We start from the raw sequence: 25193 nt of genomic DNA on the forward strand, positions 1-25193 counted from the left end.
CTACGCACACCCGTGAAGGGGTTCACCATGGCCACCACCCGCAACGCGCACACCGTCTGGACCGGCAGCCTCATGGAGGGCGAGGGCACCGTCTCCCTCGACTCCTCCAAGGTCGGCAGCTACGCCGTGTCCTGGCCCTCGCGCGCCGAGGAGGCGAACGGCAAGACCAGCCCCGAGGAGCTGATCGCCGCCGCCCACTCGTCCTGCTTCTCGATGGCCCTCTCGCACGGCCTGTCCGGCGCGGGTCACACCCCGACCCGGATCAACACCGCCGCCGCGGTGACCTTCCAGCCGGGCACCGGCATCACCGGCATCCACCTCACCGTGGAGGGCGAGGTCCCGGGTCTGGACGAGGCCGGTTTCGTGAAGGCCGCCGAGGACGCCAAGGCCAACTGCCCGGTGAGCCAGGCGCTTTCGGGTACGACGATCACGCTGAGCGCCTCGCTCGTCTGACGTACCGGCGTACGTACCGCTGAGGCTGTTGTGGCCCGCACGGTTCACGTGTCACAGGTTGCGTGATACACACGTGCGGGTCACATTCCTGTCCGCCAGCAGGGAGTTGCCTCATGTCCTCGACCGAAACGCCTTCACCGGATTCGCCGAATTCACCGGCTTCACCGGCTTCACCGGAAACAGTCGCGGCGTCCGGAGCGTCACGACGCCACGTCCTCGCCCGCACCGGGGCGTTGGGCGCGGGAATCGCCTTCACCGGCGCGTTCTCCGAACTCTTCGCGGGTACGGCACTGGCCGGACCCCGCGGCGGCGGAGGCCACGGCCACGCCGGGTACGGGCCGCTGGTGCCCGACCCCAAGGGCCTGCTCGACCTCCCCAGGGGCTTCCGCTACAAGGTCCTCTCCCGCGAGGGCGAGCCGCTCAGATCGGGCGAGGGTCCCGTACCGGGCAACCACGACGGAATGACGGCGCTCCGAGGCCGTCGCGGGCGCGTGCACCTGGTCCGCAACCACGAGAACCGGCAGTCCGCGAAGCTCGGCGTGCCCACGGTCAAGGGCCTCACCTACGACCCGGCGGCCAAGGGCGGCTGCACCTCGCTCACCCTCGACGGCCGCAACAACGTCCTGGAGGAGCGCGTCGGCATCGCCGGGACGGCGGTCAACTGCGCGGGCGGGCCCACCCCTTGGGGCACCTGGCTCACCTGCGAGGAGAACGAGGAGAAGGCCGGGTCCAACGGCTACACCAAGGACCACGGCTTCATCTTCGAGGTCGACCCGTCCGACCCGCACCGCACCGGCGCCGTCCCGCTGACCGCGATGGGCCGCTTCCAGCACGAGGCCATCGCCCTCGACCCGAAGAGCGGGATCGTGTACGAGACGGAGGACGCCTTCGCGCACCCCTTCGGCCTCTTCTACCGTTTCCTCCCCGAGAAGCCCTGCGGCGGCGTGAATTCGCTGCGGGCGGGCGGCGCACTGGAGGCCATGCGCGTGCCCGGCGTACCGGACCTCTCGGCCGTCCACGAGCCCGGCCGGAGCTTCTCGGGGGTGGAGTGGGTGCCGGTGCCCGACCCGCTCGCCGAGGAAACCCCCATCAGGCTCCAGGACTTCGGCACGAAGGGCATCACCCACGCCCAGAAGCTGGAGGGCTGTTACTGGGGCGACAAAGCCGTCTACTTCGTCTCCAGCTTCGCCCGTTCCAAGGAGGGCTCGGCCCGCGACCACTTCGGGCAGGTCTGGAAGTACGAGCCGCACCGCCGCCGCCTCACCCTGGTCGTGGTCTTCGGCCCGTCGACGGACATCCAGCTGCCTGGCGAGTCCCCCGACAACATCTGTCTCGCCCCGAGCGGCGGCCTGATGGTGTGCGAGGACGGCGACGGCGCGCAGCATGTGTACGGGCTGAGCCGCAAGGGCCGCCTGTACGCGATGGCGCGCGGGCGGCAGAACATCGGCACGCCCGAGGCTCCCGAGTGGGGCGAGTTCGCCGGGGTCACCTTCTCCCCCGACGAGTCGACCATGTACCTCAACTGCTACAAGCCGGGGACGACGTTCGCGGTGACCGGCCCCTGGGACGACTGACATCCGCTCCCATCGGCCGATGCGGGGCCCTCGGCGGCGGACTCGGGCACGCGGTGGCCTTTCCGCCGACCGGGTCCGCGCACGCGTCGGCTTCGCCCCAGCACTCGCGTTCCGGGCCGATCCGTCGCACGATCGAGGGATCCGACCCGCCGGAGCCGATGGGGAGCCCATGGCCAAGAAGGACAAACCCGCACGGAAACGCCCTACCGAATCGGTGACCGACGCCCTGCGGGTGCCCCCGGGCGCCCACGTCTCCCTCACCACGTACCCGGCGGACGCCACCCCCGTGGGCCCGGGCGAGAAGGCGGCAGGGGTCGCCGCCACCGCCCTCCTCGGCGAGCCCCTCGCCGACCTCCAGGAGCGCCTGTACGCGGCGAGCACGGCCGGGGACTCCTGCCGGCTCCTCCTCGTGCTCCAGGGCATGGACACCAGCGGCAAGGGCGGCACGGTCAAGCACGTCATCGGGCAGTTCAACCCGTCCGGCTGCCGCATCCGCGCCTTCAAGGCCCCGACCGAGGAGGAGCGCGCGCACTCCTTCCTCTGGCGGATCACCAAGGCGCTCCCGGAAGCGGGCGAGATCGGCATCTTCGACCGTTCGCACTACGAGGACGTCCTGATCGGCCGGGTCCGCGAGCTGGCCCCGCCGGAGGAGATCGAGCGCCGCTACGACCAGATCAACACCTTCGAGCGGTCCCTCGCCGAAAGCGGCGTCACCATCGTCAAGGTCTTCCTGCACATCAGTTACGAGCAGCAGAAGCGCCGCCTCCTGGAGCGCCTGGACAACCCCCGGAAGTACTGGAAGTTCAACCCCGGCGACATCGACGAGCGCGCCCTGTGGCCCGCCTACCAGCAGGCGTACGAGATCGCGCTGCGCCGCTGCTCGTCGGAGGCGGCCCCCTGGTTCGTGGTCCCGGCCGACCGCAAGTGGTACCGGAACTGGGCCGTCAGCAATCTCCTCCTGGAACATCTGTCGGCCCTGGATCCGCAGTATCCGAAGGCCGACTTCGACGTCGAGGAGTGCCGGAAGAGGCTGCTGGAGCTGGGCTGAGGGCCCCGCCCGGCCGGACCCCGTCGGCGCTCAGCCGACGGCGAGCACCAGCTCGGGCCGGTCCCAGTACACGGCCGGAGGGTTCGCCGGGACCGTGCCGACGACCTCCGCGCCGACGCTGCGGTAGAAGCCCTCCGAGGGCGGGTGGGAGACGATCCGCACCTCGGTCAGGCCCGCCGCCCGGGCGCGTTCGGTGAGGTGGCCGATCAGCAGGCGGCCGATGCCCCTGCCCTGTGCGGCGTCGGAGACGAACATCAGGTCCAGCTCGGGCGGGTCGAGCACCAGGGAGTAGAAGCCGAGGACGCCCCCGTCCGGCGACTCGGCCGCGTACACCTCGTGATGCTCGAGGTAGTCGGGCCCGACCCGGTACCCCTCGACCATCGGCGCGTACGGGCCCTCGTAGGCGCGGGAGGTGCGGACGAGGCGGGTGAGGCGCTTGGCGTCCCGAGCGGTGGCCCGGCGGATGCGGACGGATCCGCCGGGCGTCGTCTGTGCTGTCACTCCGCGAGTATGACCCGCACGGGGCACGCCGTGCCGCAGCCGTACCCGCCGGACCTGATCAGCTACTTTCCGTGCGTGACCACTTTTGTACGACGAATGCTCGCGGCGGCGGTGTTGGGTGCGGTGCTGACCGGATGCGGCAGCGGAGGAGGCGGAGGCGGGCCCTCGGCACACCGATCGCCCTCCGCCCCCGTACCGGCGAAGACTCCCCCTCGGACGCCCGCACCCTCGGCCGTGCCCACCTCCGTGCCCACCGTGGCGGCCGGGCCCGGAGGGCTCACGCCCGTCTTCGAGCGGGCCAGGGGGAAGAGCGCCGAAAAGGTCGTCGCGCTGACCTTCGACGCGGACATGACCGCCGACCAGGGGCCCAGGGCGGCGCGCGGCGAGCACTTCGACAACCCGGAGCTGATCGCGTCGCTGCGGAAGTGGAAGGTCTCCTCGACGGTGTTCATGACGGGGCGCTGGGCCGAGGAGTACCCGGACCAGGCACGCTCGATCGGCACCGACCCGCTCTTCGAGATCGCCAACCACTCGTACAGCCACCACGCCTTCTCCTCGCCCTGTTACGGGCTGCCGACGGTCGAGCCGAAGGCGATGAAGAGGGACGTGGAGCGGGCCTTCGCCGCGTTCCGCAAGGCGGGGGCGCGCAACGTGGTGCCGTACTTCCGCTTCCCCGGCGGGTGTTACGACGACCGCGCGCTGCGCAGCCTGGGGCCCGCGAAGGTGACGGCGGTGCAGTGGGACGTGGTCAGCGGCGACGCCTTCGCGACGAACGCGGACGCGGTGGCGGAGCAGGTGCTCGCCGGGGTGAAGCCGGGTTCGCTGGTGGTCATGCACTGCACGCGCAGCGCGGCCCCGGTGACGGAGAAGGCACTGCGGCGGGTGGTGCCCGAGCTGCGGAAGAAGGGGTACCGGTTCGTGAAGGTGTCGGACCTCGTCGGGCGGCTGTAGCCGGAGGTGCTGGTCGGAGACGCTGGTCGGAGACGCTAGTCGAAGGCGCTGGTTGGAGGCTCTAGCCGGAGGCGATCATCCGGAGCAGGCCGTTCGCTGGGCCTCCTGCCACTCGCAGACGGGGCAGTGCACGATGCCCCGGACCGTCTCCGGGTACTCGGTCGGCCTGCCGCACAGCACGCAGTCGGCGAGGTCCGTCACGGGGGCCTCGGGGGCCTGCTCGGGTGTCGCGTTCATGCGTACGAGCCTACGCGGCGGCCGGTACGACGCCCCCCTCAGCCCCGCCGAGCGCTCAGCCCGCACACCACCGCGCCCACGGCCGCCGCGAGCAGCACCGCCGCCCCGAACGGCACCAGCGGCAGGCTCACCGCGCCCGTGCGCGACCCGCCGACCAGTGCGGTCACCGCCGCGCGGGCCGGGGAACCGGCCGTGACCAGGGCGAGCAGCACGCCCGTGGCGGTCAGGGCGAGGCCCCAGCCGGTGCCGTGCAGCACCGGGCGGCTGCCGAGGGCCCCGACCGCCGTGCCCAGCAGGGCGCAGACGAGCACGGCCAGGAGTCCGGCTCCGGCGGCGGTGAGCGGGTTGATCCGTACGTGCCCCTCGGTGTCCGCCCACCTGCTGACCAGCACCACGAAGGCGGTGGCCACCGCCCCCAGCCCCGCCGCGCAGCCGAACGCCGTGAGCAGGGCCGCGAGGTGTGCCCGGGACGGCGAGGTGGCGGCCGCGACGCAGTGCCGGGCGGCGGGGGGCTCGTTGCTCACGCAGAGCCTGGCCAGCCAGGCGGCGACGGGCAGCAGGGCCGCAGCACCGTACCCGAGCGAGTCGAGGACCGGCTGTCCGCCCTGGACGCCGACGGCGACGAAGGCCGCGTAGAGCAGGACGGGGGCGAGCCACCGCTGCGACGTGGCGAGGAGGGCGAACTGGTAGCGGACGAGGGGGGCGATGGCGGTGGTCATGCCTGGTTCCGTTCTGGTTCCCGGTCGGACGTCACGGGTGTCTTCCCGGCCAGGGGGCCGAGCTGCGTCACCGCCCTTACGTGCCAGGGGGGTTGGGCCCCGAGCAGTGCGCGCAGGACGGCGTCCGAGTGCACCGCCGCTACCGTCAGCGTCGTGGAGCCGTCGGCTTCGGGCGCGACGGCCGGTGCACCGGGCAGCCCCGCCGGGAGGCCCGCCCCCTGGGGCCCGACCGCGAGAATACGTACCCGAGGACCGGAATCCCGAGGACAGGAATCCGCCTCCCCCGCGCGGGAGTTGGCGGGTCGCACCCCGAGCCCCGTCACCTCGTACGCCGCACCCACGGTCCCTGCCAGCCGACGCGGGTCGTGGTCGACGAAGGCCACCGTCGCCCCGGCGGCCACCCGCTCCGCGACGGCCCGGTCCAGCTCGCCCCTGGCCGCCTCGTCGAGGCCCGTCCACGCCTCGTCGAGCACCAGCAACTCCGGTGCGGCCACGAGTGCTTGGGCGACGGCGACCTTCTGGGCGGTGCCCTTGGAGAGTTCGGCGACGGGGGTACGGGCATGACCGCCCGCACCGAAGCGCTCCAGCCAGGCCAGTGCCGCGTCACGTGCCTCCGTCCGGCCCAGGCCGTGGATGCGGCCGAGGTGGACGAGGTAGCCGACAGCGGTCAGCGGCAGGCCGCCGGGGAAGCGTTCGGGCACGTACGCGACACGGCGCGGGCGACCCTCGACGCGCCCCTCGGTGGGTGCGTCGATACCGGCCAGCACTCTCAACAGGGTTGACTTGCCTGTGCCGTTGACACCCTGGAAGCGGACCAGGGAGCCGGGGCGCAGTTCCAGGTCGACGCCCCGCAGGACCCAGTCCCCGCGCAGCCCGTAGCGACGCCCCACCCGCAGAAGTCTCACCGGTGCGCGGCTCAGTTCGCGGTGGGCTTCGTCTGGGTCAACTCGCTGGGCCGTACGATCACGAAGCCCTCGCCCTGGAGCACCAGTTGCACGGCCTCCCCCGAGCCGCCCCGGATCATCGACCCGACCGACTGCGAGCGGTGCAGCGAGGTGTTGAGCTGGGCGCTCCAGCCGACCACGGCGTCCGTGTCGACGTACACCGGCATGTTCCCGGTGACGGGGATGACGATGGGGTTGCCGTCGCAGACCACGGCGAGCCTGCCGTAACCGGTGAAGAGGCTGTTGAAGAGGCCGCCGCCGGTCATTCCGGCACCCTTCACCATCTTGATCTCGTACGACAGGGTGGCGTCGAAGCAGAGCACGTTGCGACCGTTGACGGTGAGGGCGTCACCTTGGTCCAGGTCGACGATGAAGCAGTTCTGCGCCTCGTGCGCGAACCACGCCTCGCCCTGGCCGCGCACGGCCATCAGCGGCAGGCCCTCGCCGGTCACGGCACGCTTGAGCATGCCGCCGATGCCCTGGCCCTTGCGCTCGAACTGGAGGTTTCCCCGGTAGGCGATCATCGCGCCCTGGCGGGCGTGCATCTCGCCGTTGACCACGTACTTCACCGATTTGGCGTTCTGCAGGGTCATGCCGGGGGCGGTCGCCGGCTGGGCCATGTTCTCGGAGGCGAAAATGTCACTCTTCATGTCGGTCATCCTCGCGCGCCGGGTTTTGGTCCCACAAGGAGCTCCACATCACGCCCTGGCAAACTTGGCGGAATGAGCAGCAACGACATCACCTCCCCGCAGGACGATGGCATCCCCTCCCGGCAGGACGACGACAGCCCGTCCCGGCAGGACGCGCCCCCCGGGGCACAGCCCGCTTCCGCCGACGTGCAGTCCGTGTCCGCCGGGCGCGACGCCGCGCCCCAGTTCGTCCTTCCGCTGGTGGTGCACATCGAGAAGTCGGACCCCCCGGCCCGTACGGACGCACTGGAGACGGCGGCGCGGGCGGTGCTGACGATCCTGTCCGACCCCCGCTCCGCGGGTGAGGGCGAGTGGGCGCAGGTGATGCGCGACTGGCAGGACGCCCGCATCCGCAAGGTGGTGCGGCGGGCGCGCGGCGGGGAGTGGCGCAAGGCGTCGGCGCTGCCGGGGATCACGGTCACGGGCAAGGCCGCCGAGGTGCGGGTCTTCCCGCCGGTCCCCCTCGACGGCTGGCCCAAGGAGCTGGCGAAGCTCCAGGTGTCGGGCACCGACCTGGACGACCCGCAGGAGCCGGACGCCCCGGACCCGGGCGTCGCGGTGCTGTGGACGAGCCCGGACCTGGACATGTCGGCGGGCAAGGCGATGGCCCAGGCCGGGCACGGTGCGCAGCTCGCCTGGTGGGACCTCTCCGACGCGGACCGCGCGACGTGGCGCGACGCGGGCTTCCCGCTGTCCGTACGGACGGCTTCGCCGGAAAGGTGGCGGGAGCTGACCGGCGCGGGGCTGCCGGTGGTCCGGGACGCGGGTTTCACGGAGATCGCCCCGGGGTCCGAGACGGTGATCGCGGACCATCCGGCACTCAGGGCCTGAGGCTCAGGCCGGGTCGCGGGCCCACTGGGCGGCCAGGACCGTGCCCTCCTGGAAGTCGCGGCGGGGCAGGCGCAGGCCGAGTGATGCCTCCAGGGCGTGGAAGAAGAGCTGGTGGCTGCCGAGTTCGGGGTGGTCGAGTTCGGCGCGGCGCAGGGCGCGGTTGAGGAAGTCGAGCTCGCCGGCGTGGCGGAAGAGGGCCTGCCCCGGCTCGTACCAGGACACTTCCAGCGCCATGTCCAGGCCGTCGTCGACGGGGCGGCCGTCGCGCTGGTGGGCGAAGGTGTAGATGGCCTTCCCCATGCACGCGCTCAGGTGCACCGACTCGGTGCAGTGCGGCCACGGCTCCGGGTCGGGGCGGGTGCGGGGCGGCGTGTCGTGCTGGAACACGAAGGCCCAGTCACCGGCCTGCCCGAAGCAGAAGGTCTCCCAGCCCTGAGCGGCGTCCCAGGGGCAGGTTTCCTTGCCGGTGAGGGTGCGCAGCTCCGCCAGGCGCATGCCGCGCGCGACCTGCTCCGGGTCCGCGCCGAGGCGCAGGGCCAGCCGCGCGGCGTCGATACCTTCGCCCCGGTAGAAGTTCAGCTCGGTGTACGGGGCCTGGTCCCGCCAGGGTCCGGCGGCCCAGGCGAAGCCCTCCAGGGGATCGCACGTGCACGGTTCGAGGGGCTTGGGGCCGTCCGGGCCCCCTTCGCGGAACCACTGGCCCCAGGCAGGGGCGATACGGTCCATCAGCTCGGCCCGCACGGCCACGAGGCCGGGACCGCGCGGGCCGGACGCCTGTCGCTCGACGAGCGTGCGCACCGCGTACTCCGCGGCGAAGTACAGGGCCCGGCCGAGGTCCCGGGTGGCGAAGGATTCGCCGAAGGAGCCGTCGACTCCGCGGACCGTGCCGTCCGGGTCGACCACCAGCAGGAGGGCCTCCGCCAGCTCCTCCTCGTGCTCCTCGTAGTAGTCGGGCTCCGTGGTGGTCTTCGGCAGCATCGACTCGTCGAGCAGGTCGCAGCGGGCGGCCAGTTCCCGCCAGGCCCGGTGGAGTACGTCCTCAGTGATCAACATGGGCGTCATGATGGGCGACGGCACTGACAACGCGCCCGGCCCGCCCCCCGCGCCGCGCTCCCCTGAACATGTCGCGTGCCTCACACGTACCCATGAATGACGCCAAGTGCCTGAAGGATCAAGGTACTTGCCGGTTGATTCGATCGCGTACCGCAGCACCAGCACCACGCACCGCATCCGGGAGACCCGACCATGCCCCCCGTCCTCCTCACCCTGTTGCGCCGGATCAACGGCACCGCGCTCATCGTCACCGCCCTGATCGCCACGCTCGCCGCACTCGCCTTTCCCGTCTGGTCGTACGCGGACCGCTCCGGCACCGGCCAGGCCAACCTCGCGGCGTCGACCGTGCCCACCAAGTGGGGGCCCCTGTCGGCCGCCGACCGGGACCTCCTGGTGAAGGTGCGCCTCGCCGGACTGTGGGAGCTCCCGGCCGGGCAGCAGGCCATCGAGCGCGCGCCCAGCCAGTCCGTCAAGGCGGCCGGGGACCACCTCGTCGTCGGGCACACCGACCTGGACGCGCGCGCCCGTTCGGCGGCCTCCCAGCTCGGGGTGGAGCTCCCGAACCAGCCCACCCCCGAACAGCAGGGCTGGCTGAGGGAGTTGACGGCCTCCACCGGGACGACGTACGAACGCCTCTTCGCGAACCTCCTCCGTCGCGCCCACGGCAAGGTCTTCGCCGTCATCGCCCAGGTCCGCAACTCCACCCGCAACGCGCTCATCCGGCAGCTCGCCGACGCCTCCAACCAGACCGTCCTGGACCACATCACCATGCTGGAGGCGACCGGTCTCGTCGACTTCGACGCCATCGCCAACGAGGCCGCGGGCAACGCCACCGCCAGCCCCACCGGTCCTCCCCCGCCGGTGCCCGGAGCACCCGTCCCAGCCCCCGAACCGGCCTCGCCGACCGGTACCCAGACCTTCACCTCGCTGCCGTCCGCGCCGACGGTCGGCGACATCGGGAGCCCGGCGGCCCGGTCGTAGTCCACACGGGGCCCCACGGGCCCCACAGGCCCTCACGGGCCCCCACCGGGCCCGGAACCTCAAATCAACCTCTGAACGTCCCCCCTCGTGGATTCAGCACGGCCTGACGGGGCCATGACCCCTGCACGGCACGTACCGAGGGGGACCACATGCAACGCGAGGACCAGGGAACCGGGCAGGGGATCCGGCAGAAGATCCGGCACGAGACGCCACCGGCGATTCAGCTCGGCGTCGGCATCGGCTGGCGGCCCGAGATCGCCGACACGATCGAGGCGCTGCCCGGCATCGACTGGGTGGAGGTGGTCGCGGAGAACATCTGCCCCGGCCATCTCCCCGACTCCCTCCTGCGGTTGCGCGCCCGTGGCACGAAGGTCGTCCCGCACGGCGTCTCGCTGGGCATCGGCGGCGCGGACCGGCCCGACCCGGTCAGCCTGGCGTCCCTGGCCGCGCGCGCCGAGGCGCTGGGCGCGCCGCTGATCACCGAGCACATCGCGTTCGTCCGGGCGGGCGGGGCCCTGACCGCGTCCCGCGCCCTGGAGGCCGGGCACCTGCTGCCGGTGCCGCGCACCCGGGACGCGCTGCGGGTGCTGTGCGAGAACGTGCGGATCGCCCAGGACCAGCTGCCCGTGCCGCTGGCCCTGGAGAACATCGCGGCGCTGTTCTCGTGGCCGGGCGAGGAACTGACGGAGGGGCAGTTCCTCGCCGAGCTGGTGGAGCGGACGGGCGTACGGCTGTTGATCGACGTGGCCAACCTGCACACGAACCGCGTCAACCGGGGCGAGGACCCGGCGCGGGCACTGGACGAGCTGCCGGTCGAGGCGATCGCGTACGTGCACGTGGCGGGCGGCGTCGAGAAGGACGGCGTGTGGCACGACACGCACGCCCATCCGGTCACGGAGCCGGTGCTGGAGGTGCTCGCGGAGCTGCGGTCCCGGGTGTCGCCGCCCGGGGTCCTGCTGGAGCGCGACGAGGACTTCCCTCCGGCCCAGGAGCTGGCGGCGGAGCTGAGCCTCATCCGGGAATCCGTCGGTTCTCCGCAGCTCGTGGGGGTCAGCGCCACAGGCCGGGGGCTCCGCCCCCGGACCTCCGCTCCTCAAGCGCCGGAGAGGCTGGATTTCGCTCCGCCCGCACGGCCGGAGCCCGACGGCGAAGCTCCCCGCAGCAACCTCGCCCTCGCCCAAGCCTCCCTGCTGGAAGCACTGGTCGCCGGGGGCCCCGTCCCCGAAGGCTTCGACGGGCCGCGCGTACGCGTCCAGGCCCGTGCCCTCGTCGCCAAGCGGGCCGGGATCGTCGCCAAGCTGGCCCCCGAGCTGCCGCGCGTCCTCGGCCCCGGGTTCCGTCCCGCGTTCTTCGCGTACGCCACGAGCCGCCCGCTGCGCGGCGGCTACCGCCGCGACGCCCTCGACTTCGCCGAGCACGCCCTCGTCCATGCCACGCTCTACCCCGCACAGCGCCGCGACCTCACGCACTGGTGGCAGGACCGCACCGACGCCAGGCCGCCGTCCCGCACCACCCGTCTCGTCCGCGCCGCCGCGGCCCTCGTCAGGAGGTGAGCCCCGCCATGTACGGCTCGTTGTCCACAGCTCTCACGGTCGTCGTCTACGTCCTCGTCCCCGCGTCCGCCCTCCTCCTGATGCACACCGTGCGCCAGTCCCGGCCCCAGCTTCCCCCCGACGAGAACCCGGGGCCGCCCAGACACCTGGACCTCATGGAGGCCGCGTTCCTGATCGGCGGGCCCGGCCGCGCCGTGGACACCGCGATCACCGCCCTCCACCAGGACGGGCGGCTCGCCGTCGGCGGGCCCGGCGTCGTCGTCGTCCACGGGTGGACGGCCGGGGACACCGTCGAACGCGCGGTGCTGCACGAGTACACCGCCGCCCCCGACGGGGCCCTGCACACCCTGCGCTACGCGGCGATGCGCAACCCCGCCGTCCAGGAGATCGGCGACAGCCTCGCCGCGCGCGGGCTGCTCCTGCCGTCGCAGGGATCCCACCGGCCGTACGCCTGGGGCAACCTTCAGGGCGTCCTGTGCGTGATCGCCCTTCCGCTCGCGGGGCTCTACACGCTCGCCTTCGAGTTCGGCGATCCTCGCGGGAACGACTCCTTCCCCTTCGTCCTGAAGATCCTGCCCGCGCTGGTCTTCGGCGCGGTGACCGGCTTCCGCTGGGCCTCGCGCGCCAAGCGCCGGATCACCGAACTGGGGCAGGAGGCGCTGCGCGCGTACCGCGCCGACCCGGCGAACCACCTGACACCCCCTCAGCAGGTGGCGGTCGGCGGCATCCGTGCCGTCCCCGACCCCGACCTGCGCGATCAGCTCCGGGCGTCGACCCGCCACCGCCCGGCCCCCCACCCGCACTCCGACAGCTCGTCGTCCCCCTACCCGGTCCTGATCTGGTGCGCCGGTACGGTGCCGGGCGGCGGCCCCGGCGCGGCGTGCGGCGGATCCGCGTGCGGGAGCGGCGGGACCGGCTGCTCGGGCGGCGGAGGAAGCACCTGCTCCGACGGGGGCGGCGGAGGGTGGGGCGGAGGCGGCGGAGGGGGCGGAGGCGGCGGCGGCTGCTCCTCCGGCAGCGGGTCGAGCTGCGGCGGAAGCAGCGGAAGCAGTTGCGGAAGCAGCAGCAGCGGAAGCAGTTGCGGCAGTAGCAGCAGCGGCAGTTCCTGCGGGAGCAGCAGCTCCTGACAGACCATCATCCCCACTCGCCCCGTAACACCTCACGTCCGCCTCGCGCCACCTCCGGCCCAAATACCTCACCACGCCGCACATCCCCCACGCTCGGTAACGAAAGCACAACACCCCGCACACAGCATGGCCACGACATGACAACAACGGACTCTCCTCGCATAGAAATCCGCCATGTTCTGGGTCCTGCTCCTCGTCATCGCCTGGGTCGCCGCCGTCGCCTCCTGCGTCCGTCTCGTCCGCGCCGCCACCGCCGTGGCGGCCGTCGGCGACTCCGCTCCCGATCTGCCGCCCCACGACGACGAGTTGACCCTGCACGAGGCCGCGTTCCTGTGCGGGGGCCCCGACCGGGTCGCCGAGCTGACCCTCGTCTCCATGCACGCCGACCGCCGCCTCCTGCTGGCCCACACCGGCTGGACCACCGTCGTCGCCCCGCACGGCCACAACGCCCTGGAGCGCGCGGCGATCGGCGCGGCGGGCCCCGACGGACAGTCCCGTACGGCAGCGGTACGGGCCGCGGTGGCGACCGCCGACACCGTACGGGCGCTCGCCGAGCGGCTGATCGCCTCCGGCCTCGCCGTCCCCGCCCACCTCCAGCGCGCGGTGGACTCCGGGGTGCGGGCGGTGCGCGGCGCGAGCGTGCTGATCCTGTCGCTGGGTGCCGTGGCCTCGCTCGCGCTGCCGCAGGACGCGGCGGAATCCGGCCCGGTCGCCCTGTGGTTCTCCCTCCCGCTGGTCCTCACGCTCGGCTGCCTGGCCGTCGCCCGCATCGAGGTCCACCCGTACACCCAGTGGGCTTCCACGGCCGGTCAGATCCGGCTGCGCGCGGTGGACCGGGACGGCGGCGGGGACGGCCGCCGCGCGCTGCTGACCGCCGTCGCCGTGTCGGGCGCGCGGGCGATACCCGATCCGGAGCTGCGCACGGCGTTGACGCGGCCGTGAAGCTCGGGCTGACGGCTCCGTGAAGCAACGGGGTCAATGAGCCCGACACCGCACACCGGTGCTTTACTTCACCAACTCCCCATCCAAGTATCCCTTTTGTCGAGTACGTCCAGCACGTCACCCGCCCTGTGTGCCACGCCGCCCACAGGTGCGCAGGAACAAGGGATCAGGGATCGCGATGAGAGCACTAGCGCTGTACGGAGCCACCACCCTCGGCTCCCTGGTCCTGACCGCCCTCGCGACGGCCCCCACCGGGGCGCTCACCGCCCCCCACGAGACCCCGGAGGCCCGCGGCGTCGCCCTCGCCGCCGAACGCGCCCGCACCACCCCTCCGGCCTTCGGCGCGTGCCCCGCGTCGGAGCAACTCCCCGACACGGTCCGCTGCGCCGCCGTCAAGGTCCCCCTCGACTACGCGAAGCCGGGCGGCAGGCAGATCGACCTGACCGTCAGCCGCCTGAAGGCGGGCGGCAAGGACGCGAAGACCAAGAAGCCCGTCCCCCGCCAGGGCGCGCTGCTCTTCAACCCGGGCGGCCCCGGCGCCTCCTCCATGTACTTCCCCCTGGTCGCCGGGACGCCGGAGTGGAAGAACATCGCCGCCGCGTACGACCTGGTGGGCTACTCCCCGCGCGGCGTCGCCCGCAGCGCCCCCCTCTCCTGCACGGACCCGAAGGGCTTCGCCGAGGCCCCCACGCAGTCTCCGGTCAACCCCTCCGAGTCGTACAAGAAGGAGCGGATCGCCCGCGCGAAGACCTACGCGCAGGGCTGTGCCCGCAACGCGGGCGAGGCGCTGCGCCACTACCACTCCCTCAACAACGTCCGCGACCTGGAAGTCCTGCGCGCCGCCCTCGGCGAGCCGAAGCTCAACTTCATGGGCGCGTCCTACGGCACCTACTTCGGCGCCCTCTACGCGACCCTCTACCCCTCGCACGTGCGCCGGATGGTCTTCGACTCGGCGGTCAACCCCGACCCCGCCCAGATCTGGTACCGCAACAACCTCGACCAGTCGGCCGCCTTCGAGGGCCGCTGGGAGGACTTCCGCACCTGGGTCGCCAAGCACGACGGGACGTACGGACTCGGCGACTCGCCGGAGGCGGTCCAGCACAGCTACGCCAGGGTCCGCGCCGAGCTCGCCCACAAGCCCGCTGGCGGCAAGGTGGGCCCCGGCCAGCTCCAGGCGGCGTACCTGAAGACGGGCTACTACGACGACTTGTGGGCGATGCGCGCCACGGCCCTCGCCGAGTACCTGAAGGGCAACCCCAAGCCCCTGATCGAGCAGGCCGCCCCCCGCCCCGAGGCGGCCGAGGACGACGAGAACGGCAGCGCCGTCTACACGGCCGTGGAGTGCAACGACGCCCCCTGGCCGACCGACTTCAGGATCTGGGACCGGGACAACACGCGCCTCGCGAAGCGCGCCCCGTTCGAGACGTGGGACAACGCGTGGATGAACCTCCCCTGCGCGTACTGGACCGCGCCCCGGCAGCAGCCGGTGGACGTACGGGTCGCGAAGGGGGCCCTGCCGCCGACCTTGATCCTGGCGGCGGAGCGCGACGCGGCGACTCCGTACAAGGGGGCGCTGGAACTCCAGAAGCGGCTGCCGGACGCGGCGGTGGTCACGGAGAAGGACTCCGGTACGCACGGCATCGGGGGCGGCGCGAACGCCTGCGTCAACACGCACATGGAGACGTACCTGCTGACCGGAAAGACACCGGTGCGGCGCGCGGCCTGCGCGCCGCACCGGGAGCCGAACCCGGTGTCGCTGGACGAGCGCGCCCTCCCACTGCGGGGGATTCCGGCCGCCGTCTGATCTTCCGGGCTGGGGTGGTGCTCCTGGCGAATACGCGCCAGGAACACCACCAAGTCATGCGAGCCGTACGGGAGTCGCTCCCGTACGGAAGTCCAGGTCTACGGGGCTTACGCGAGCCCCGCCACCAGGTCCGCGACGCTCTTGCGGCGCCCGGTGTAGAAGGGCACCTCCTCGCGGACGTGCATCCGGGCCTCGGAGGCGCGCAGGTGGCGCATCAGGTCGACGATGCGGTACAGCTCGTCGGCCTCGAAGGCGAGCAGCCACTCGTAGTCGCCGAGCGAGAACGAGGCGACGGTGTTGGCGCGCACGTCGGGGTAGCCGCGGGCCATCATGCCGTGGTCCTTGAGCATCCGCCGACGGTCCTCGTCGGGCAGCAGGTACCAGTCGTACGACCGCACGAACGGGTACACCGACACGTAGTCGCGCGGGTTCTCGTCGGCCAGGAACGCCGGGATGTGCGACTTGTTGAACTCGGCGGGACGGTGCAGCGCCATGTTCGACCACACGGGCTCCAGCGCGCGTCCCAGCTTCGTACGACGGAAGAGGTTGTACGCGGTCTGGAGCTCGTCCGAGGTCTCGGCGTGCCACCAGATCATGACGTCGGCGTCGGCGCGCAGCCCGGAGACGTCGTACGTGCCTCGGACGGTGACGTCCTCGGCGGCGAGCTTGTCGAAGAGCGCCTGGACCTCGTCGGCGTAGCCGTCGCGGTCTGTTCCCTCAGAAGGAAGCACGTCTCGCAGCTTGAAGACGGACCACAGGGTGTAGCGGATGACCTCGTTGAGGTCCTTGGCCTTCTTGCCCGCGTTCGGGGCCTTGCCGTGCGCGACGGCAGCCTGGTCGGCGGCCTCGTGCGCGGCGTTCTCCTGAGCAGTCATGTGGCTATTGTCCCGTGCCGTCTGCCGTGCCCTCCACCAGGGTGGGCATGACCAAGATCTCTTCCGCGATCCCGTCGGCCGCCCGCTGCCCGCTGCCGACGCAGGCGGGGATGCCGACGCCGTCGTACGCGGCTCCGCAGACCCGCAGCCCGGGCAGCTTCGCGACGGCCTCCCGGATGCGGGCGACGCGCGCGAGATGGCCGACGGGGTACTGCGGGAGCCCCCCGATCCACCGGGTCACCCGGGTCTCGACGGGCCGGGCGGCGAGCCCCGTCGCTGCTCCCAGGTCCTTCAGCGACACGTCCACGAGGTCGGCGTCGTCCCGGTGCAGGTGCTCCTCCTCGCCGTACCGCCCCACGGACGTCCGCAGCACGAACAGGTCGGGGGCGTGCTCGCTCACCCACCCCCACTTGCGGGAGGAGAACGTCGACGCCTTGATGGTGTGCCCGTCGACGGGCGGCACCAGGAACCCCGACCCCTCGGGCAGCACACCGGCCACCTCGCTCCGTGCGAAGGCCATGGTGACGAGCGCCATCGACGCGTACTCGACCCCCTGGAGTTCGGCCGAGGCGGCCGGGGAGGCGTCGGCGAGGAGCGCGGAGGCGGACCAGGCGGGCGCGGCGAGGACGACGCCGTCGGCCTGGATCACCCCTTCCTCCGTGCGTACGGCCCAGTGACCGTCCGCCCTGCTCAGCCCCAGCACGGGCGTCTCGGTACGGATCTCGCCGCCCCGCGCCCGCACCGCATCGGCGACGGCCCCCGGCAGCACGCCGATGCCACCGTCGATCCCCATGAAGACGGGCCCGGTCTGCTGTTGGGCGGCGGCCCGCCGCTGGATCTCCCCGACCCCCTCCAGCAAGGAGTCGTGCCGCGTCGCCGCGTCGTACAGGGCCGGGACGGCGGCCCGCAGTGACGTCCGGTAGACGTCCCCGGCGTACACGCCGCCGAGGAGGGGCTCGACCAGCCGGTCGACGACTTCACGCCCGAGCCGGGCGGCGACGTACGCGCCGATCGCGATGTCGTCGCCGACCTCGGTACGCGGAAGTGCGCGGTCCTCTTCCATCCGGGCGAGGGCCTCGGCGGACAGAACGCCGCCCAGCACGGACGGATCACCCGGCACACCCATCACGTGCCCCTTGGGCATGGGGGTGAGCGTGCCCCGGTTCCAGAGGGAGGCGGTGGCGGTGGACGGCGGCTGAAGCCGGTCACCGAGCCCGACCTCACGGGCCAGGGCGACGGCCTCGGGACGGCGGGCCAGCATCGACTCGGCACCGAGGTCGACGGGGGCCCCGGCGATCTCACCGGCCTCCAGCTTGCCGCCGAGCCGGTCGGTGGCCTCCAGGACGGTCACCCGTACCCCGGAACCGGTCAGCCGGTGGGCGGCGGCGAGGCCGGAGATGCCGCCTCCGACGACGACGACGTGCGGGGTGCGCGGGGTGTGCGAAGCGCTCGTGCCGTGCTGGCCGCTGGTGCCGTTAATGCCGTTCATGGCTCCACTGTCTCAAACGCGCGGCCGTGCCCCGGCCGTGGCCTTCGAGCGGCCTTCGAGCGGTCTTCGAGCGGTCTTCGAGTCCCGACCGTGACCGGTTCGGGGCCTCTTCGGGACCGGAAAGCGGCAACCCCTGCACCCACCCCATACGTCGAACCTGCAACATCCTTCACCAACTTTCGGGGGGACCGAGATGCGGGCAGCAGCAGGTTCAACGGGCAAGCGGACACGACGGCCGTCGCGGCGGACGTCCTTGGTCGGTGCGGCGGTGGTCGCCGCGACGCTGGCGGTCGGCGGCTGCGGCGCGAGCGACAGGTCTGCCTCCGGTTCGGACGGCGGCGGGGCCCAGAAGGGGGCTGCCGCACCGGCTCAGGAAGACGCGAAGCAGCCGCAGCCGGGCTCGGGGACGGGCGGCGGAGCGGCGGACCGGGCGAAGCCGGGCTCGCAGGGCGCGGGCAGCCCAACGGTGACCAAACCGAAGGCCCCTGCGGCGAAGACGCACGTCATCCGCACCGCCGAACTCCGTATGGAGGTGAAGAGCACGGTGAAGACGCTCTTCGACGCGCGGACGATGGCCGAGGCGGCGGGCGGCTACGTCGGCAACGAGTCGACCGAGCGCGACGGCGAGCACGTCTACTCGCGGATCTCGCTGCGGGTGCCGCAGGACAAGTTCTCGGAGACGCTGGGGGCACTGGAGAAGGACCGGGGGAAGCTCCTGTCCCGGAAGGCGGACGCGAAGGACGTCACCGGCCAGGTGGTCGACCTCACCAGCAGGATCGCGTCGCAGCGGGTAAGTGTGGCGCGGGTCCGGGACTTCATGGACCGGGCGACGAAGCTGAGCGACGTGGTCACGCTGGAGGCGGAACTCTCCAACCGCCAGGCGGAGTTGGAGTCGCTGCTCGCCCAGCAGGCGTCGCTGGCGGACCAGACCAGCATGAGCACGATCACGCTGGTGTTGACGGAGACGCCGCCGAAGAAGGCCGCGGAGAAGCCGGAGGACGACGAGCCGGGATTCGTGGACGCGCTGGACGGGGGCTGGCAGGCGTTCCTGACGACGGTGCGGTGGATCGCGATGGTGGTGGGGGCGGTGGCACCGTTCGCGGCGGCGCTGGCGCTGGTGTATCTGGTGTGGCGGAGGCTCGTGGCACCGAGGCTGCCGAGGCGTGGCGAGCGGGGCCGGACCCCGGCCTTCCCGTCGTACCCGTCGCACCCGTCCGCTCCGTCGGCTCCGTCCGCTCCTTCGGCTCCGTCCGCTCCTTCGGCTCACACGCCGCAGCAGAACCCTCCGGGCCCGAAGTCCTCGGAGGAGTAGACAGGGTGGGGGGTGGGCCGGGATTCAGGCCGCTGCGCGGGGCGTTTCTCCCCTCTCCGCTCCTTCCCTCAAGCGCTTGCCGCGCGGCCGGTCCCGGTGATGTGCAGGTGCGTCGTGGCTGGTCGCGGGGGTCCGGGAGCGGAGCCCCCGGCTGTAGCCCCAGCCGCCCCAGGAGCGAGCCCCGTGGCGGCAGCCTCACCCCACCCTCCGTCAGGGCAAGGCCATAGCGTGTGCTCATGACCTCCACCCCACCCGAGACCCTGATCGTCATCGGCGGCGACGCGGCCGGCATGTCCGCCGCCTCGCAGGCCCGCAGACTCAAGGGCCCCGCCGAACTCAAGATCATCGCGTTCGAGCGCGGCCACTTCACCTCGTACTCCGCCTGCGGCATCCCGTACTGGGTCGGCGGCGACGTCTCCGAACGGGACGACCTCATCGCCCGTACGCCCGACGAGCACCGGGCCCGCGAGATCGATCTGCGCATGCAGACCGAGGCGGTCGAGATCGACGTCGAGAACCAGCGCGTCAAGTCCCGCAACCTCAAGACCGGCAACGACGTCTGGACCTCGTACGACAAGCTCGTCATCGCCACCGGCGCCCGCCCGGTCCGCCCGCCGATCCCCGGCATCGACGCCCCCGGCGTGCACGGCGTGCAGAACCTCGACGACGGCCAGGCCCTCCTGGACACCCTCACCCGCACCGAGGGACGGCGCGCGGTCGTCGTCGGCGCGGGCTACATCGGCGTCGAGATGGCCGAAGCCCTCATCCACCGAGGCTACGAGGTCACCCTCATCAACCGGGGCAAGCAGCCGATGGCCACCCTCGACCCCGACATGGGCGCGCTCGTCCACGAGGCGATGACCGGCATGGGCATCACCGTCGTCTCCGACGCGGAGGTCGCCAAGATCCTCACCGGCGCGGACGGCCGGGTCAGCGGCGTCGCGACCGACGAGGCGACCTACCCCGCCGACGTCGTCGTCCTGGGCATCGGCGTCACCCCGGAGACCACCCTCGCGAAGGCCGCGGGCCTGCCGCTGGGCGCCTCCGGCGGCCTGGTCACCGACCTGTCCATGCGGGTGCGCGGCCACGAGAACATCTGGGCGGGCGGCGACTGCGTCGAGGTCCTGGACCTGGTCTCCGGCCGCCTGCGCCACATCCCGCTCGGTACGCACGCCAACAAGCACGGCCAGGTCATCGGCTCCAACGTGGGCGGCGGCTACGCCACCTTCCCGGGCGTCGTCGGCACCGCCGTCAGCAAGGTCTGCGACCTGGAGATCGCCCGCACGGGCCTGCGCGAGAAGGAGGCCACGGCCGAGGGCCTCCAGTTCGTGACCGTACGCATCGAGTCGACGAGCCGCGCCGGGTACTACCCGGGCGCGTCCCTGATGACCGTCAAGATGACCGCCGAACGCCGCACCGGACGCCTCCTCGGTGTCCAGATCGTCGGCCGCGAGGGCGCGGGCAAGCGCGTGGACATCGCGGCGGTCGCCCTCACCGCGAACATGACGGTCGACCAGATGACCGCCCTGGACCTGGGCTACGCCCCGCCGTTCTCCCCGGTCTGGGACCCGGTCCTGGTCGCGGCCCGCAAGGCGGTGGCGGCGGTGCGCAAGGCGGGGGCGTAGCGCGGGGGCGGACCGTACGTCCGGTACGGTCCGCCCCTCCGCCGAAGGTCTCCGCCCCGTGGACCGGGCCGGGGACCGGAATCGTCAGCGCGCGGTCCGCGTGTGGACGTACTCCACGAGCCGCGAGAGCGCGTCCGGGTCCATCGAAGGCAGCACGCCGTGCCCGAGGTTGAAGACGTGGCCCTCCAGGCCCTTCGCCGCCTGGAGCACCTCGTCCGTCTTCGCCATCACGGCCTCGGGCCCGGCGAAGAGGACGGCCGGGTCGAGGTTGCCCTGGAGCGCCTTGCCGGGTCCGACCCGCCGCGCGGCCTCGTCCAGCGGAACCCGCCAGTCGACGCCCACCACGTCCGCACCGGCCTGCCCCAGCAGCCCCAGCAGCTCGCCCGTGCCCACACCGAAGTGGATGCGCGGGACGTCGTACGAGGCCACCGCGTCGAAGACCTTCGCGGACGCGGGCATCACGGACTTCACGTAATCGGCCGGGGAGAGCGCCCCCACCCACGAGTCGAAGAGCTGGACCGCCGAGGCGCCCGCCTCGATCTGCACCTTCAGGAAGTCGCCGGTGATGCTCGCCAGCCGGTCCACGAGGTCGGCCCACAGCTGCGGGTCGCCGTACATCATGGCCTTGGTGTTCTCGTGGTTGCGGGACGGGCCGCCCTCCACGAGGTAGCTCGCGAGGGTGAACGGAGCGCCCGCGAAGCCGATGAGCGGGGTCTCGCCCAGCTCCTCCACCAGCATGCCGATCGCCTCGGTGACGTACCAGACGTCCTCGGGGGTCAGGTCGCGCAGCCGGTCCAGGTCGGCCCGGGTGCGGATCGGGTCGGCGACGACGGGGCCGACGCCGGGCTTGATGTCGAGGTCGATGCCGATCGCCTTGAGCGGGACGACGATGTCGCTGAAGTAGATCGCCGCGTCAACCTGGTGACGGCGCACCGGCTGGAGGGTGATCTCCTTGACCAGCTCCGGCATCATGCACGAATCCAGCATCGGAATGCCCTCGCGCACCTTCAGGTACTCGGGCAGCGAGCGCCCCGCCTGCCGCATGAACCACACCGGGGTGTGCGGCACTTCTTCGCGCCTGCACGCCTTCAGGAAGGCCGAGTCGTACGTCTTGCTCTGCGGGCGGCCCGTGGGGGCTTCGTTGGCACTCACGTACCAAATCTTCGCACGCGCGTGGAAGCACTCGCCCCGGGCCGGGTGTCTCTCCCGCCGTAGGGGCCGCGTTCCGCCTACCCTTCCCCGCATGGCTCCGGCTCAGGGACGATTTTCAGATGACGCGCACGGTCACTCGCATGGCAGAGACACCAGGGACGCAACGGAGGAGAACACTGCCCCGCTCCCCTTCCGCCAGGCGGTAGACGCGCTGCGTGCCGCCCGGCTGCGCCCCGAGGTGGAGATCGACCCGACGAAGCCCCCCAAACGCCTCGCTCCTTATGCGTACGCGCTGGAGGCGGCGGCCGTCGAGGGCGACGAGGACCTCGCCGACGGCCGTCTCGTCCTGCTCCACGACCCGGCCGGGCACGACGCCTGGCAGGGCACGTTCCGGCTCGTCACCCTGCTACGGGCCGAGCTGGAGCCGGAGATGGCCGCCGACCCCCTCCTCCCGGAGGTCTGCTGGTCCTGGCTGACCGGCGCGATGGACGCCCGCGGCCTCTCCTACGGCGAGGCCAGCGGCACCGTCACGCGCGCGGGCTCGCACTACTTCGGGGGCCTCTCGGACCGCAGGCCCGCGACCCAGATCGAGATCCGGGCGTCCTGGACCCCGCGCGAGGGTCTCGGCGGCGTACCGGACACGGCGTCCTACCTGGCGGCCTGGTGCGATCTGCTGTGCCAGGTCGCGGGCCTGCCGCCCGCCCCCGCGCACGGACCCGACACCGGGGTCCAGAACCTGCCGGGAGTGGTCTCCCTGCCCCAGCGGCGCGGCCCGCAACTGCCCTGACGGGGCGTCGGACGGGTACCCGAGCGGCACCGGACGGGTGCTTGAGGAGCGTCGGAGGGGCGCTTGGGGGCGTCGGACGGGGGCCAAAGGATCGCCCCGATCAGCGACTCCATCGATCGCCTATCCGAATTGCCCGAAATGTTACTCATCAATTCGTGATCTTTCTCTAAAGGCGGGCGGGGTTGCTGCCGAAGGAGTCATTGACCCTTCCAGCACGGTTCGCCCCGGCTTGACCCCCATCAGCCGGTGCCATCCGCCACTCCTCCGGAGGCCAGGTGTCCGTTCTCCTCGAGCAGCCCGCAAGCATTGGTGCCTACCGGCCGAACAAGCCGACCGCCATGGTCGTCGTGGCCGATCCGCGCGTACGCTCCACCGTCACCCGCCACCTGTGGGCCCTCGGAGTACGTGACGTCATCGAGGCGTCCTCCATCGCCGAGGCCCGGCCCCGTGTCGGCCACCCCCGCGACATCTGCGTCGCCGACGTCCACCTGCCCGACGGTTCGGGCCTGACCCTCCTGTCCGAGACCCGTGCCGCGGGCTGGCCCAACGGCCTCGCCCTGTCGGCCGCCGACGACATCGGCGCCGTACGCAACGCCCTCGCGGGCGGCGTGAAGGGCTACGTGGTCACCGGCACCCGCAACAACATCGGCCAGCACCCCGGCCGCCCCGGCGCCGCCCCCATCGGTGCCGCAGCCGCCCGGATGCACCGCCGTCCCCCGGGCACCCCGAGCCACCCGGGCGGCTACCGGGAACTCTCCGGCCGTGAGGTCGAAGTACTGAGACTCGTCGCGGAGGGCCAGTCCAACAAGGCCATCGGCGTCTCGATGGGCCTCTCCGCCCTGACCGTCAAGAGCCACCTGGCCCGCATCGCGCGCAAGCTGGGCACCGGCGACCGCGCGGGAATGGTGGCGGTGGCCCTGCGCACCGGAATCATCCACTAGCCCCTCGTGAGCAGTACGGCAGCGCCCGTCGGTCCGTCCGCGGGCGGCCTCGCCGGGTGAACCTCCAGGCACCCGGCGGGCCCGCGCCATGTGTCCTCCAGGCACCGGAGCCCGGCGGCGGAACGTTCCGCCGCCGGGCTCTCGCACGTGCCCGACCCGGCGCGCGCGCCGGCTTCTCCGGGTCCCCGTTCCGCACTCCCGTACGCTCCGTCGTCGTGCCGCTGTCATACCCCTATACCCTTGACAGGTGACCGACGCCCAAGAGACCGCAGCAGAAGCAGACCTGCGAACCACCGGGGGCGGCCCCCCGGACGACGTCGAACCGGCGCCGATCCCGCTGTTGGAGCCACGCGAGGGCATTCCGCCCGTCGTGGCGACGCAGGAGGCCCTCGACGAAGTGATCGCGGCATTCGCCGCCGGAACCGGCCCCGTGGCCGTCGACGCCGAACGCGCGTCCGGCTACCGGTACGGGCAGAAGGCGTACCTGGTGCAGATGCGCCGCGAGGGCGCGGGCAGCACGCTGATCGACCCGGTCGGCTGCCCGGACCTCTCCGCCCTCGGCGACGCCATCGCCGACGCGGAATGGGTCCTCCACGCGGCGACGCAGGACCTCCCCTGCCTCCGCGAAATAGGCATGATCCCCACCCGGATCTTCGACACGGAGCTGGCGGGCCGCCTGGCGGGCATCCCGCGCGTGGGCCTCGGCGCGATCGTCGAGAACCTCCTCGGGTACGCCCTGGAGAAGGGCCATTCGGCCGTCGACTGGTCCACCCGTCCGCTCCCCGAGCCGTGGCTGCGTTACGCCGCCCTGGACGTCGAGCTCCTCGTCGACCTGCGCGACGCCCTCGAAAAGGAACTGGACCGGCAGGGCAAGCTGGACTGGGCGCTCCAGGAGTTCCGCGCCATCGCCGAGGCCCCGCCCGCACCCCCGCGCAAGGACCCGTGGCGGCGCACGTCCGGGATGCACAAGGTGCGTGGCCGTCGCCGTCTCGCGGTCGTACGGGAACTCTGGAACGCCCGGGACGCGATCGCCCAGCGCCGGGACGTCTCCCCCGGCAAGGTGCTGAGCGACGCGGCGATCGTCGAGGCGTCCCTCGCCGTCCCGCTGAACGTGACCGTGCTCGCCGCCCTGCCCGGCTTCGGCCACCGGATGGGCCGTCGCCAGCTGGAGCAGTGGCAGGCCGCGATCGACCGGGCGAAGGCACTCCCCGACATCGAACTCCCGCAGCCAGGCCAGGCGGTCGCGGGCCCTCCGCCGCCCCGGTCCTGGGCCGACAAGGACCCGGTCGCGGCAGCCCGCCTCTCGGCGGCCCGCGCGGCGGTCTCGGCGCAGGCCGAGGAGATCAACATGCCGCAGGAGAACCTGATCACGCCGGACACGGTGCGCCGGGTGTGCTGGGAGCCGCCGAAGCCCGCGACGGCGGAGACGGTCGCGGAGGCCCTGGCCTCGTACGGGGCGCGCCAGTGGCAGGTCAAGCTGGTCACCCCGCTCCTGGTGGAGGCTCTGGCGGCGAAGCCCGCCCCGGCGGCGGAGTGAGCCCGCGCCGCTCCCGGCGGCGGTACGCGTGAGTGAGGCCCCCGGTCCCTGTGACCGGGGGCCTCACG

General features: G+C 72.4%; 24 protein-coding genes. 15 read left to right on the forward strand and 9 right to left on the reverse strand.

Annotation, left to right across the window (positions count from 1 at the left end; genetic code table 11):
* Positions 1–27: 27 nt before the first annotated feature.
* The 3 genes from OG897_RS18810 (at position 28) to OG897_RS18820 (ending at position 3075) form a co-directional block, all read left to right on the forward strand.
* Positions 28–453 (forward strand): OsmC family protein, encoded by a 426-nt coding sequence (locus OG897_RS18810; protein WP_266658290.1) that lies wholly within the window; start codon positions 28–30, stop codon positions 451–453.
* Positions 454–566: 113 nt separating this feature from the next.
* Complete coding sequence (locus OG897_RS18815; protein ID WP_266658292.1) at positions 567–2027, forward strand: alkaline phosphatase PhoX; 1461 nt, start codon at positions 567–569, stop codon at positions 2025–2027.
* A gap of 169 nt (positions 2028–2196) precedes the next feature.
* Positions 2197–3075 (forward strand): polyphosphate kinase 2 family protein, encoded by an 879-nt coding sequence (locus OG897_RS18820; RefSeq protein WP_266658294.1) that lies wholly within the window; start codon positions 2197–2199, stop codon positions 3073–3075.
* A gap of 30 nt (positions 3076–3105) precedes the next feature.
* On the opposite strand, the gene OG897_RS18825 is transcribed toward OG897_RS18820, so the two are convergent.
* Positions 3106–3576 carry a GNAT family N-acetyltransferase gene (locus OG897_RS18825; RefSeq protein WP_266658296.1) on the reverse strand — a complete coding sequence of 157 codons (471 nt, stop codon included), beginning with the start codon at positions 3574–3576 and terminating at the stop codon, positions 3106–3108.
* A gap of 96 nt (positions 3577–3672) precedes the next feature.
* Between OG897_RS18825 and OG897_RS18830 the strand changes: the two genes are divergently transcribed.
* Entirely contained in the window at positions 3673–4527 is an 855-nt protein-coding gene (locus OG897_RS18830) for a polysaccharide deacetylase family protein (RefSeq protein ID WP_266660297.1), read from the forward strand.
* A gap of 75 nt (positions 4528–4602) precedes the next feature.
* Here OG897_RS18830 and OG897_RS18835 read toward each other — a convergent pair whose 3' ends face one another.
* The 4 genes from OG897_RS18835 to OG897_RS18850 are packed head-to-tail and all read right to left on the reverse strand — an operon-like array spanning position 4603 to position 7077.
* On the reverse strand, positions 4603–4764 hold the full coding sequence (locus OG897_RS18835; RefSeq protein ID WP_266658298.1) for a hypothetical protein: 162 nt from the start codon (positions 4762–4764) through the stop codon (positions 4603–4605).
* 38 nt (positions 4765–4802) lie between these two features.
* Complete coding sequence (locus tag OG897_RS18840; RefSeq protein ID WP_266660299.1) at positions 4803–5471, reverse strand: ABC transporter; 669 nt, start codon at positions 5469–5471, stop codon at positions 4803–4805.
* Between the two features lie 8 nt (positions 5472–5479).
* Entirely contained in the window at positions 5480–6388 is a 909-nt protein-coding gene (locus tag OG897_RS18845; RefSeq protein ID WP_266658300.1) for an ATP-binding cassette domain-containing protein, read from the reverse strand.
* Between the two features lie 11 nt (positions 6389–6399).
* Complete coding sequence (locus OG897_RS18850; protein ID WP_266658302.1) at positions 6400–7077, reverse strand: AIM24 family protein; 678 nt, start codon at positions 7075–7077, stop codon at positions 6400–6402.
* 72 nt (positions 7078–7149) lie between these two features.
* Here OG897_RS18850 and OG897_RS18855 point away from each other — a divergent pair, with 72 nt between their 5' ends.
* Positions 7150–7947, forward strand: coding sequence for a peptidyl-tRNA hydrolase (locus OG897_RS18855; protein ID WP_266658304.1), 798 nt, complete (start codon positions 7150–7152; stop codon positions 7945–7947).
* Positions 7948–7950: 3 nt separating this feature from the next.
* Here the strand turns inward: OG897_RS18855 and OG897_RS18860 are convergent, their stop codons facing one another.
* Positions 7951–9000, reverse strand: coding sequence for a hypothetical protein (locus OG897_RS18860; RefSeq protein ID WP_266658306.1), 1050 nt, complete (start codon positions 8998–9000; stop codon positions 7951–7953).
* A gap of 216 nt (positions 9001–9216) precedes the next feature.
* Here OG897_RS18860 and OG897_RS18865 point away from each other — a divergent pair, with 216 nt between their 5' ends.
* From OG897_RS18865 to OG897_RS18885, 5 genes are all read left to right on the forward strand, one after another.
* The gene (locus tag OG897_RS18865) at positions 9217–9981 is read left to right on the forward strand and encodes a DUF4142 domain-containing protein (protein WP_266660301.1); all 765 of its coding nucleotides are present in this window, start codon (positions 9217–9219) and stop codon (positions 9979–9981) included.
* A 218-nt stretch (positions 9982–10199) separates the two neighbouring features.
* Positions 10200–11534 carry a DUF692 domain-containing protein gene (locus OG897_RS18870; protein ID WP_266660303.1) on the forward strand — a complete coding sequence of 445 codons (1335 nt, stop codon included), beginning with the start codon at positions 10200–10202 and terminating at the stop codon, positions 11532–11534.
* Between the two features lie 20 nt (positions 11535–11554).
* Positions 11555–12661 (forward strand): TIGR04222 domain-containing membrane protein, encoded by a 1107-nt coding sequence (locus tag OG897_RS18875; protein WP_266658308.1) that lies wholly within the window; start codon positions 11555–11557, stop codon positions 12659–12661.
* A gap of 174 nt (positions 12662–12835) precedes the next feature.
* Positions 12836–13603, forward strand: a complete 768-nt coding sequence (locus OG897_RS18880; RefSeq protein ID WP_266658310.1) for a TIGR04222 domain-containing membrane protein — start codon at positions 12836–12838, stop codon at positions 13601–13603.
* 178 nt (positions 13604–13781) lie between these two features.
* Entirely contained in the window at positions 13782–15407 is a 1626-nt protein-coding gene (locus tag OG897_RS18885) for an alpha/beta hydrolase (RefSeq protein ID WP_266658312.1), read from the forward strand.
* Positions 15408–15514: 107 nt separating this feature from the next.
* On the opposite strand, the gene hemQ is transcribed toward OG897_RS18885, so the two are convergent.
* On the reverse strand, positions 15515–16282 hold the full coding sequence (gene hemQ, locus OG897_RS18890; protein WP_266658314.1) for a hydrogen peroxide-dependent heme synthase: 768 nt from the start codon (positions 16280–16282) through the stop codon (positions 15515–15517).
* A 4-nt stretch (positions 16283–16286) separates the two neighbouring features.
* Complete coding sequence (gene hemG / locus OG897_RS18895; protein WP_266658316.1) at positions 16287–17771, reverse strand: protoporphyrinogen oxidase; 1485 nt, start codon at positions 17769–17771, stop codon at positions 16287–16289.
* 193 nt (positions 17772–17964) lie between these two features.
* Between hemG and OG897_RS18900 the strand changes: the two genes are divergently transcribed.
* Both OG897_RS18900 and OG897_RS18905 read left to right on the forward strand, forming a co-directional pair.
* The gene (locus tag OG897_RS18900; RefSeq protein ID WP_266658318.1) at positions 17965–19083 is read left to right on the forward strand and encodes a DUF4349 domain-containing protein; all 1119 of its coding nucleotides are present in this window, start codon (positions 17965–17967) and stop codon (positions 19081–19083) included.
* A 236-nt stretch (positions 19084–19319) separates the two neighbouring features.
* Positions 19320–20708 carry an FAD-dependent oxidoreductase gene (locus OG897_RS18905; protein WP_266658320.1) on the forward strand — a complete coding sequence of 463 codons (1389 nt, stop codon included), beginning with the start codon at positions 19320–19322 and terminating at the stop codon, positions 20706–20708.
* An 84-nt stretch (positions 20709–20792) separates the two neighbouring features.
* Here the strand turns inward: OG897_RS18905 and hemE are convergent, their stop codons facing one another.
* Positions 20793–21860 carry a uroporphyrinogen decarboxylase gene (gene hemE / locus OG897_RS18910; RefSeq protein WP_266658322.1) on the reverse strand — a complete coding sequence of 356 codons (1068 nt, stop codon included), beginning with the start codon at positions 21858–21860 and terminating at the stop codon, positions 20793–20795.
* Between the two features lie 91 nt (positions 21861–21951).
* On the opposite strand from hemE, the gene OG897_RS18915 reads away from it, so the two are divergent.
* The 3 genes from OG897_RS18915 (at position 21952) to OG897_RS18925 (ending at position 25125) form a co-directional block, all read left to right on the forward strand.
* The gene (locus OG897_RS18915) at positions 21952–22647 is read left to right on the forward strand and encodes a DUF3000 domain-containing protein (protein ID WP_266658324.1); all 696 of its coding nucleotides are present in this window, start codon (positions 21952–21954) and stop codon (positions 22645–22647) included.
* Between the two features lie 275 nt (positions 22648–22922).
* Positions 22923–23588 (forward strand): response regulator transcription factor, encoded by a 666-nt coding sequence (locus OG897_RS18920; RefSeq protein WP_189823049.1) that lies wholly within the window; start codon positions 22923–22925, stop codon positions 23586–23588.
* A 247-nt stretch (positions 23589–23835) separates the two neighbouring features.
* Complete coding sequence (locus OG897_RS18925; RefSeq protein WP_266658327.1) at positions 23836–25125, forward strand: ribonuclease D; 1290 nt, start codon at positions 23836–23838, stop codon at positions 25123–25125.
* Positions 25126–25193 lie beyond the last annotated feature (68 nt).

Source organism: Streptomyces sp. NBC_00237 (assembly GCF_026342435.1).
In the GTDB taxonomy this organism is placed as follows: domain Bacteria; phylum Actinomycetota; class Actinomycetes; order Streptomycetales; family Streptomycetaceae; genus Streptomyces.

What these genes read in the sequence shown, in the direction of transcription:
- OG897_RS18850 (WP_266658302.1), bottom strand. Translation starts at nt 7,077, where the DNA reads ATGAAGAGTGACATTTTCGCCTCCGAGAACATGGCCCAGCCGGCGACC.
- OG897_RS18820 (WP_266658294.1), top strand. Translation starts at nt 2,197, where the DNA reads ATGGCCAAGAAGGACAAACCCGCACGGAAACGCCCTACCGAATCGGTG.
- OG897_RS18830 (WP_266660297.1), top strand. Translation starts at nt 3,673, where the DNA reads ATGCTCGCGGCGGCGGTGTTGGGTGCGGTGCTGACCGGATGCGGCAGC.
- OG897_RS18855 (WP_266658304.1), top strand. Translation starts at nt 7,150, where the DNA reads ATGAGCAGCAACGACATCACCTCCCCGCAGGACGATGGCATCCCCTCC.
- OG897_RS18905 (WP_266658320.1), top strand. Translation starts at nt 19,320, where the DNA reads ATGACCTCCACCCCACCCGAGACCCTGATCGTCATCGGCGGCGACGCG.
- OG897_RS18885 (WP_266658312.1), top strand. Translation starts at nt 13,782, where the DNA reads ATGAGAGCACTAGCGCTGTACGGAGCCACCACCCTCGGCTCCCTGGTC.
- hemG (WP_266658316.1), bottom strand. Translation starts at nt 17,771, where the DNA reads ATGAACGGCATTAACGGCACCAGCGGCCAGCACGGCACGAGCGCTTCG.
- OG897_RS18860 (WP_266658306.1), bottom strand. Translation starts at nt 9,000, where the DNA reads ATGTTGATCACTGAGGACGTACTCCACCGGGCCTGGCGGGAACTGGCC.
- OG897_RS18815 (WP_266658292.1), top strand. Translation starts at nt 567, where the DNA reads ATGTCCTCGACCGAAACGCCTTCACCGGATTCGCCGAATTCACCGGCT.
- OG897_RS18900 (WP_266658318.1), top strand. Translation starts at nt 17,965, where the DNA reads ATGCGGGCAGCAGCAGGTTCAACGGGCAAGCGGACACGACGGCCGTCG.
- OG897_RS18810 (WP_266658290.1), top strand. Translation starts at nt 28, where the DNA reads ATGGCCACCACCCGCAACGCGCACACCGTCTGGACCGGCAGCCTCATG.
- hemQ (WP_266658314.1), bottom strand. Translation starts at nt 16,282, where the DNA reads ATGACTGCTCAGGAGAACGCCGCGCACGAGGCCGCCGACCAGGCTGCC.
- OG897_RS18915 (WP_266658324.1), top strand. Translation starts at nt 21,952, where the DNA reads ATGGCTCCGGCTCAGGGACGATTTTCAGATGACGCGCACGGTCACTCG.
- OG897_RS18835 (WP_266658298.1), bottom strand. Translation starts at nt 4,764, where the DNA reads ATGAACGCGACACCCGAGCAGGCCCCCGAGGCCCCCGTGACGGACCTC.
- OG897_RS18880 (WP_266658310.1), top strand. Translation starts at nt 12,836, where the DNA reads ATGTTCTGGGTCCTGCTCCTCGTCATCGCCTGGGTCGCCGCCGTCGCC.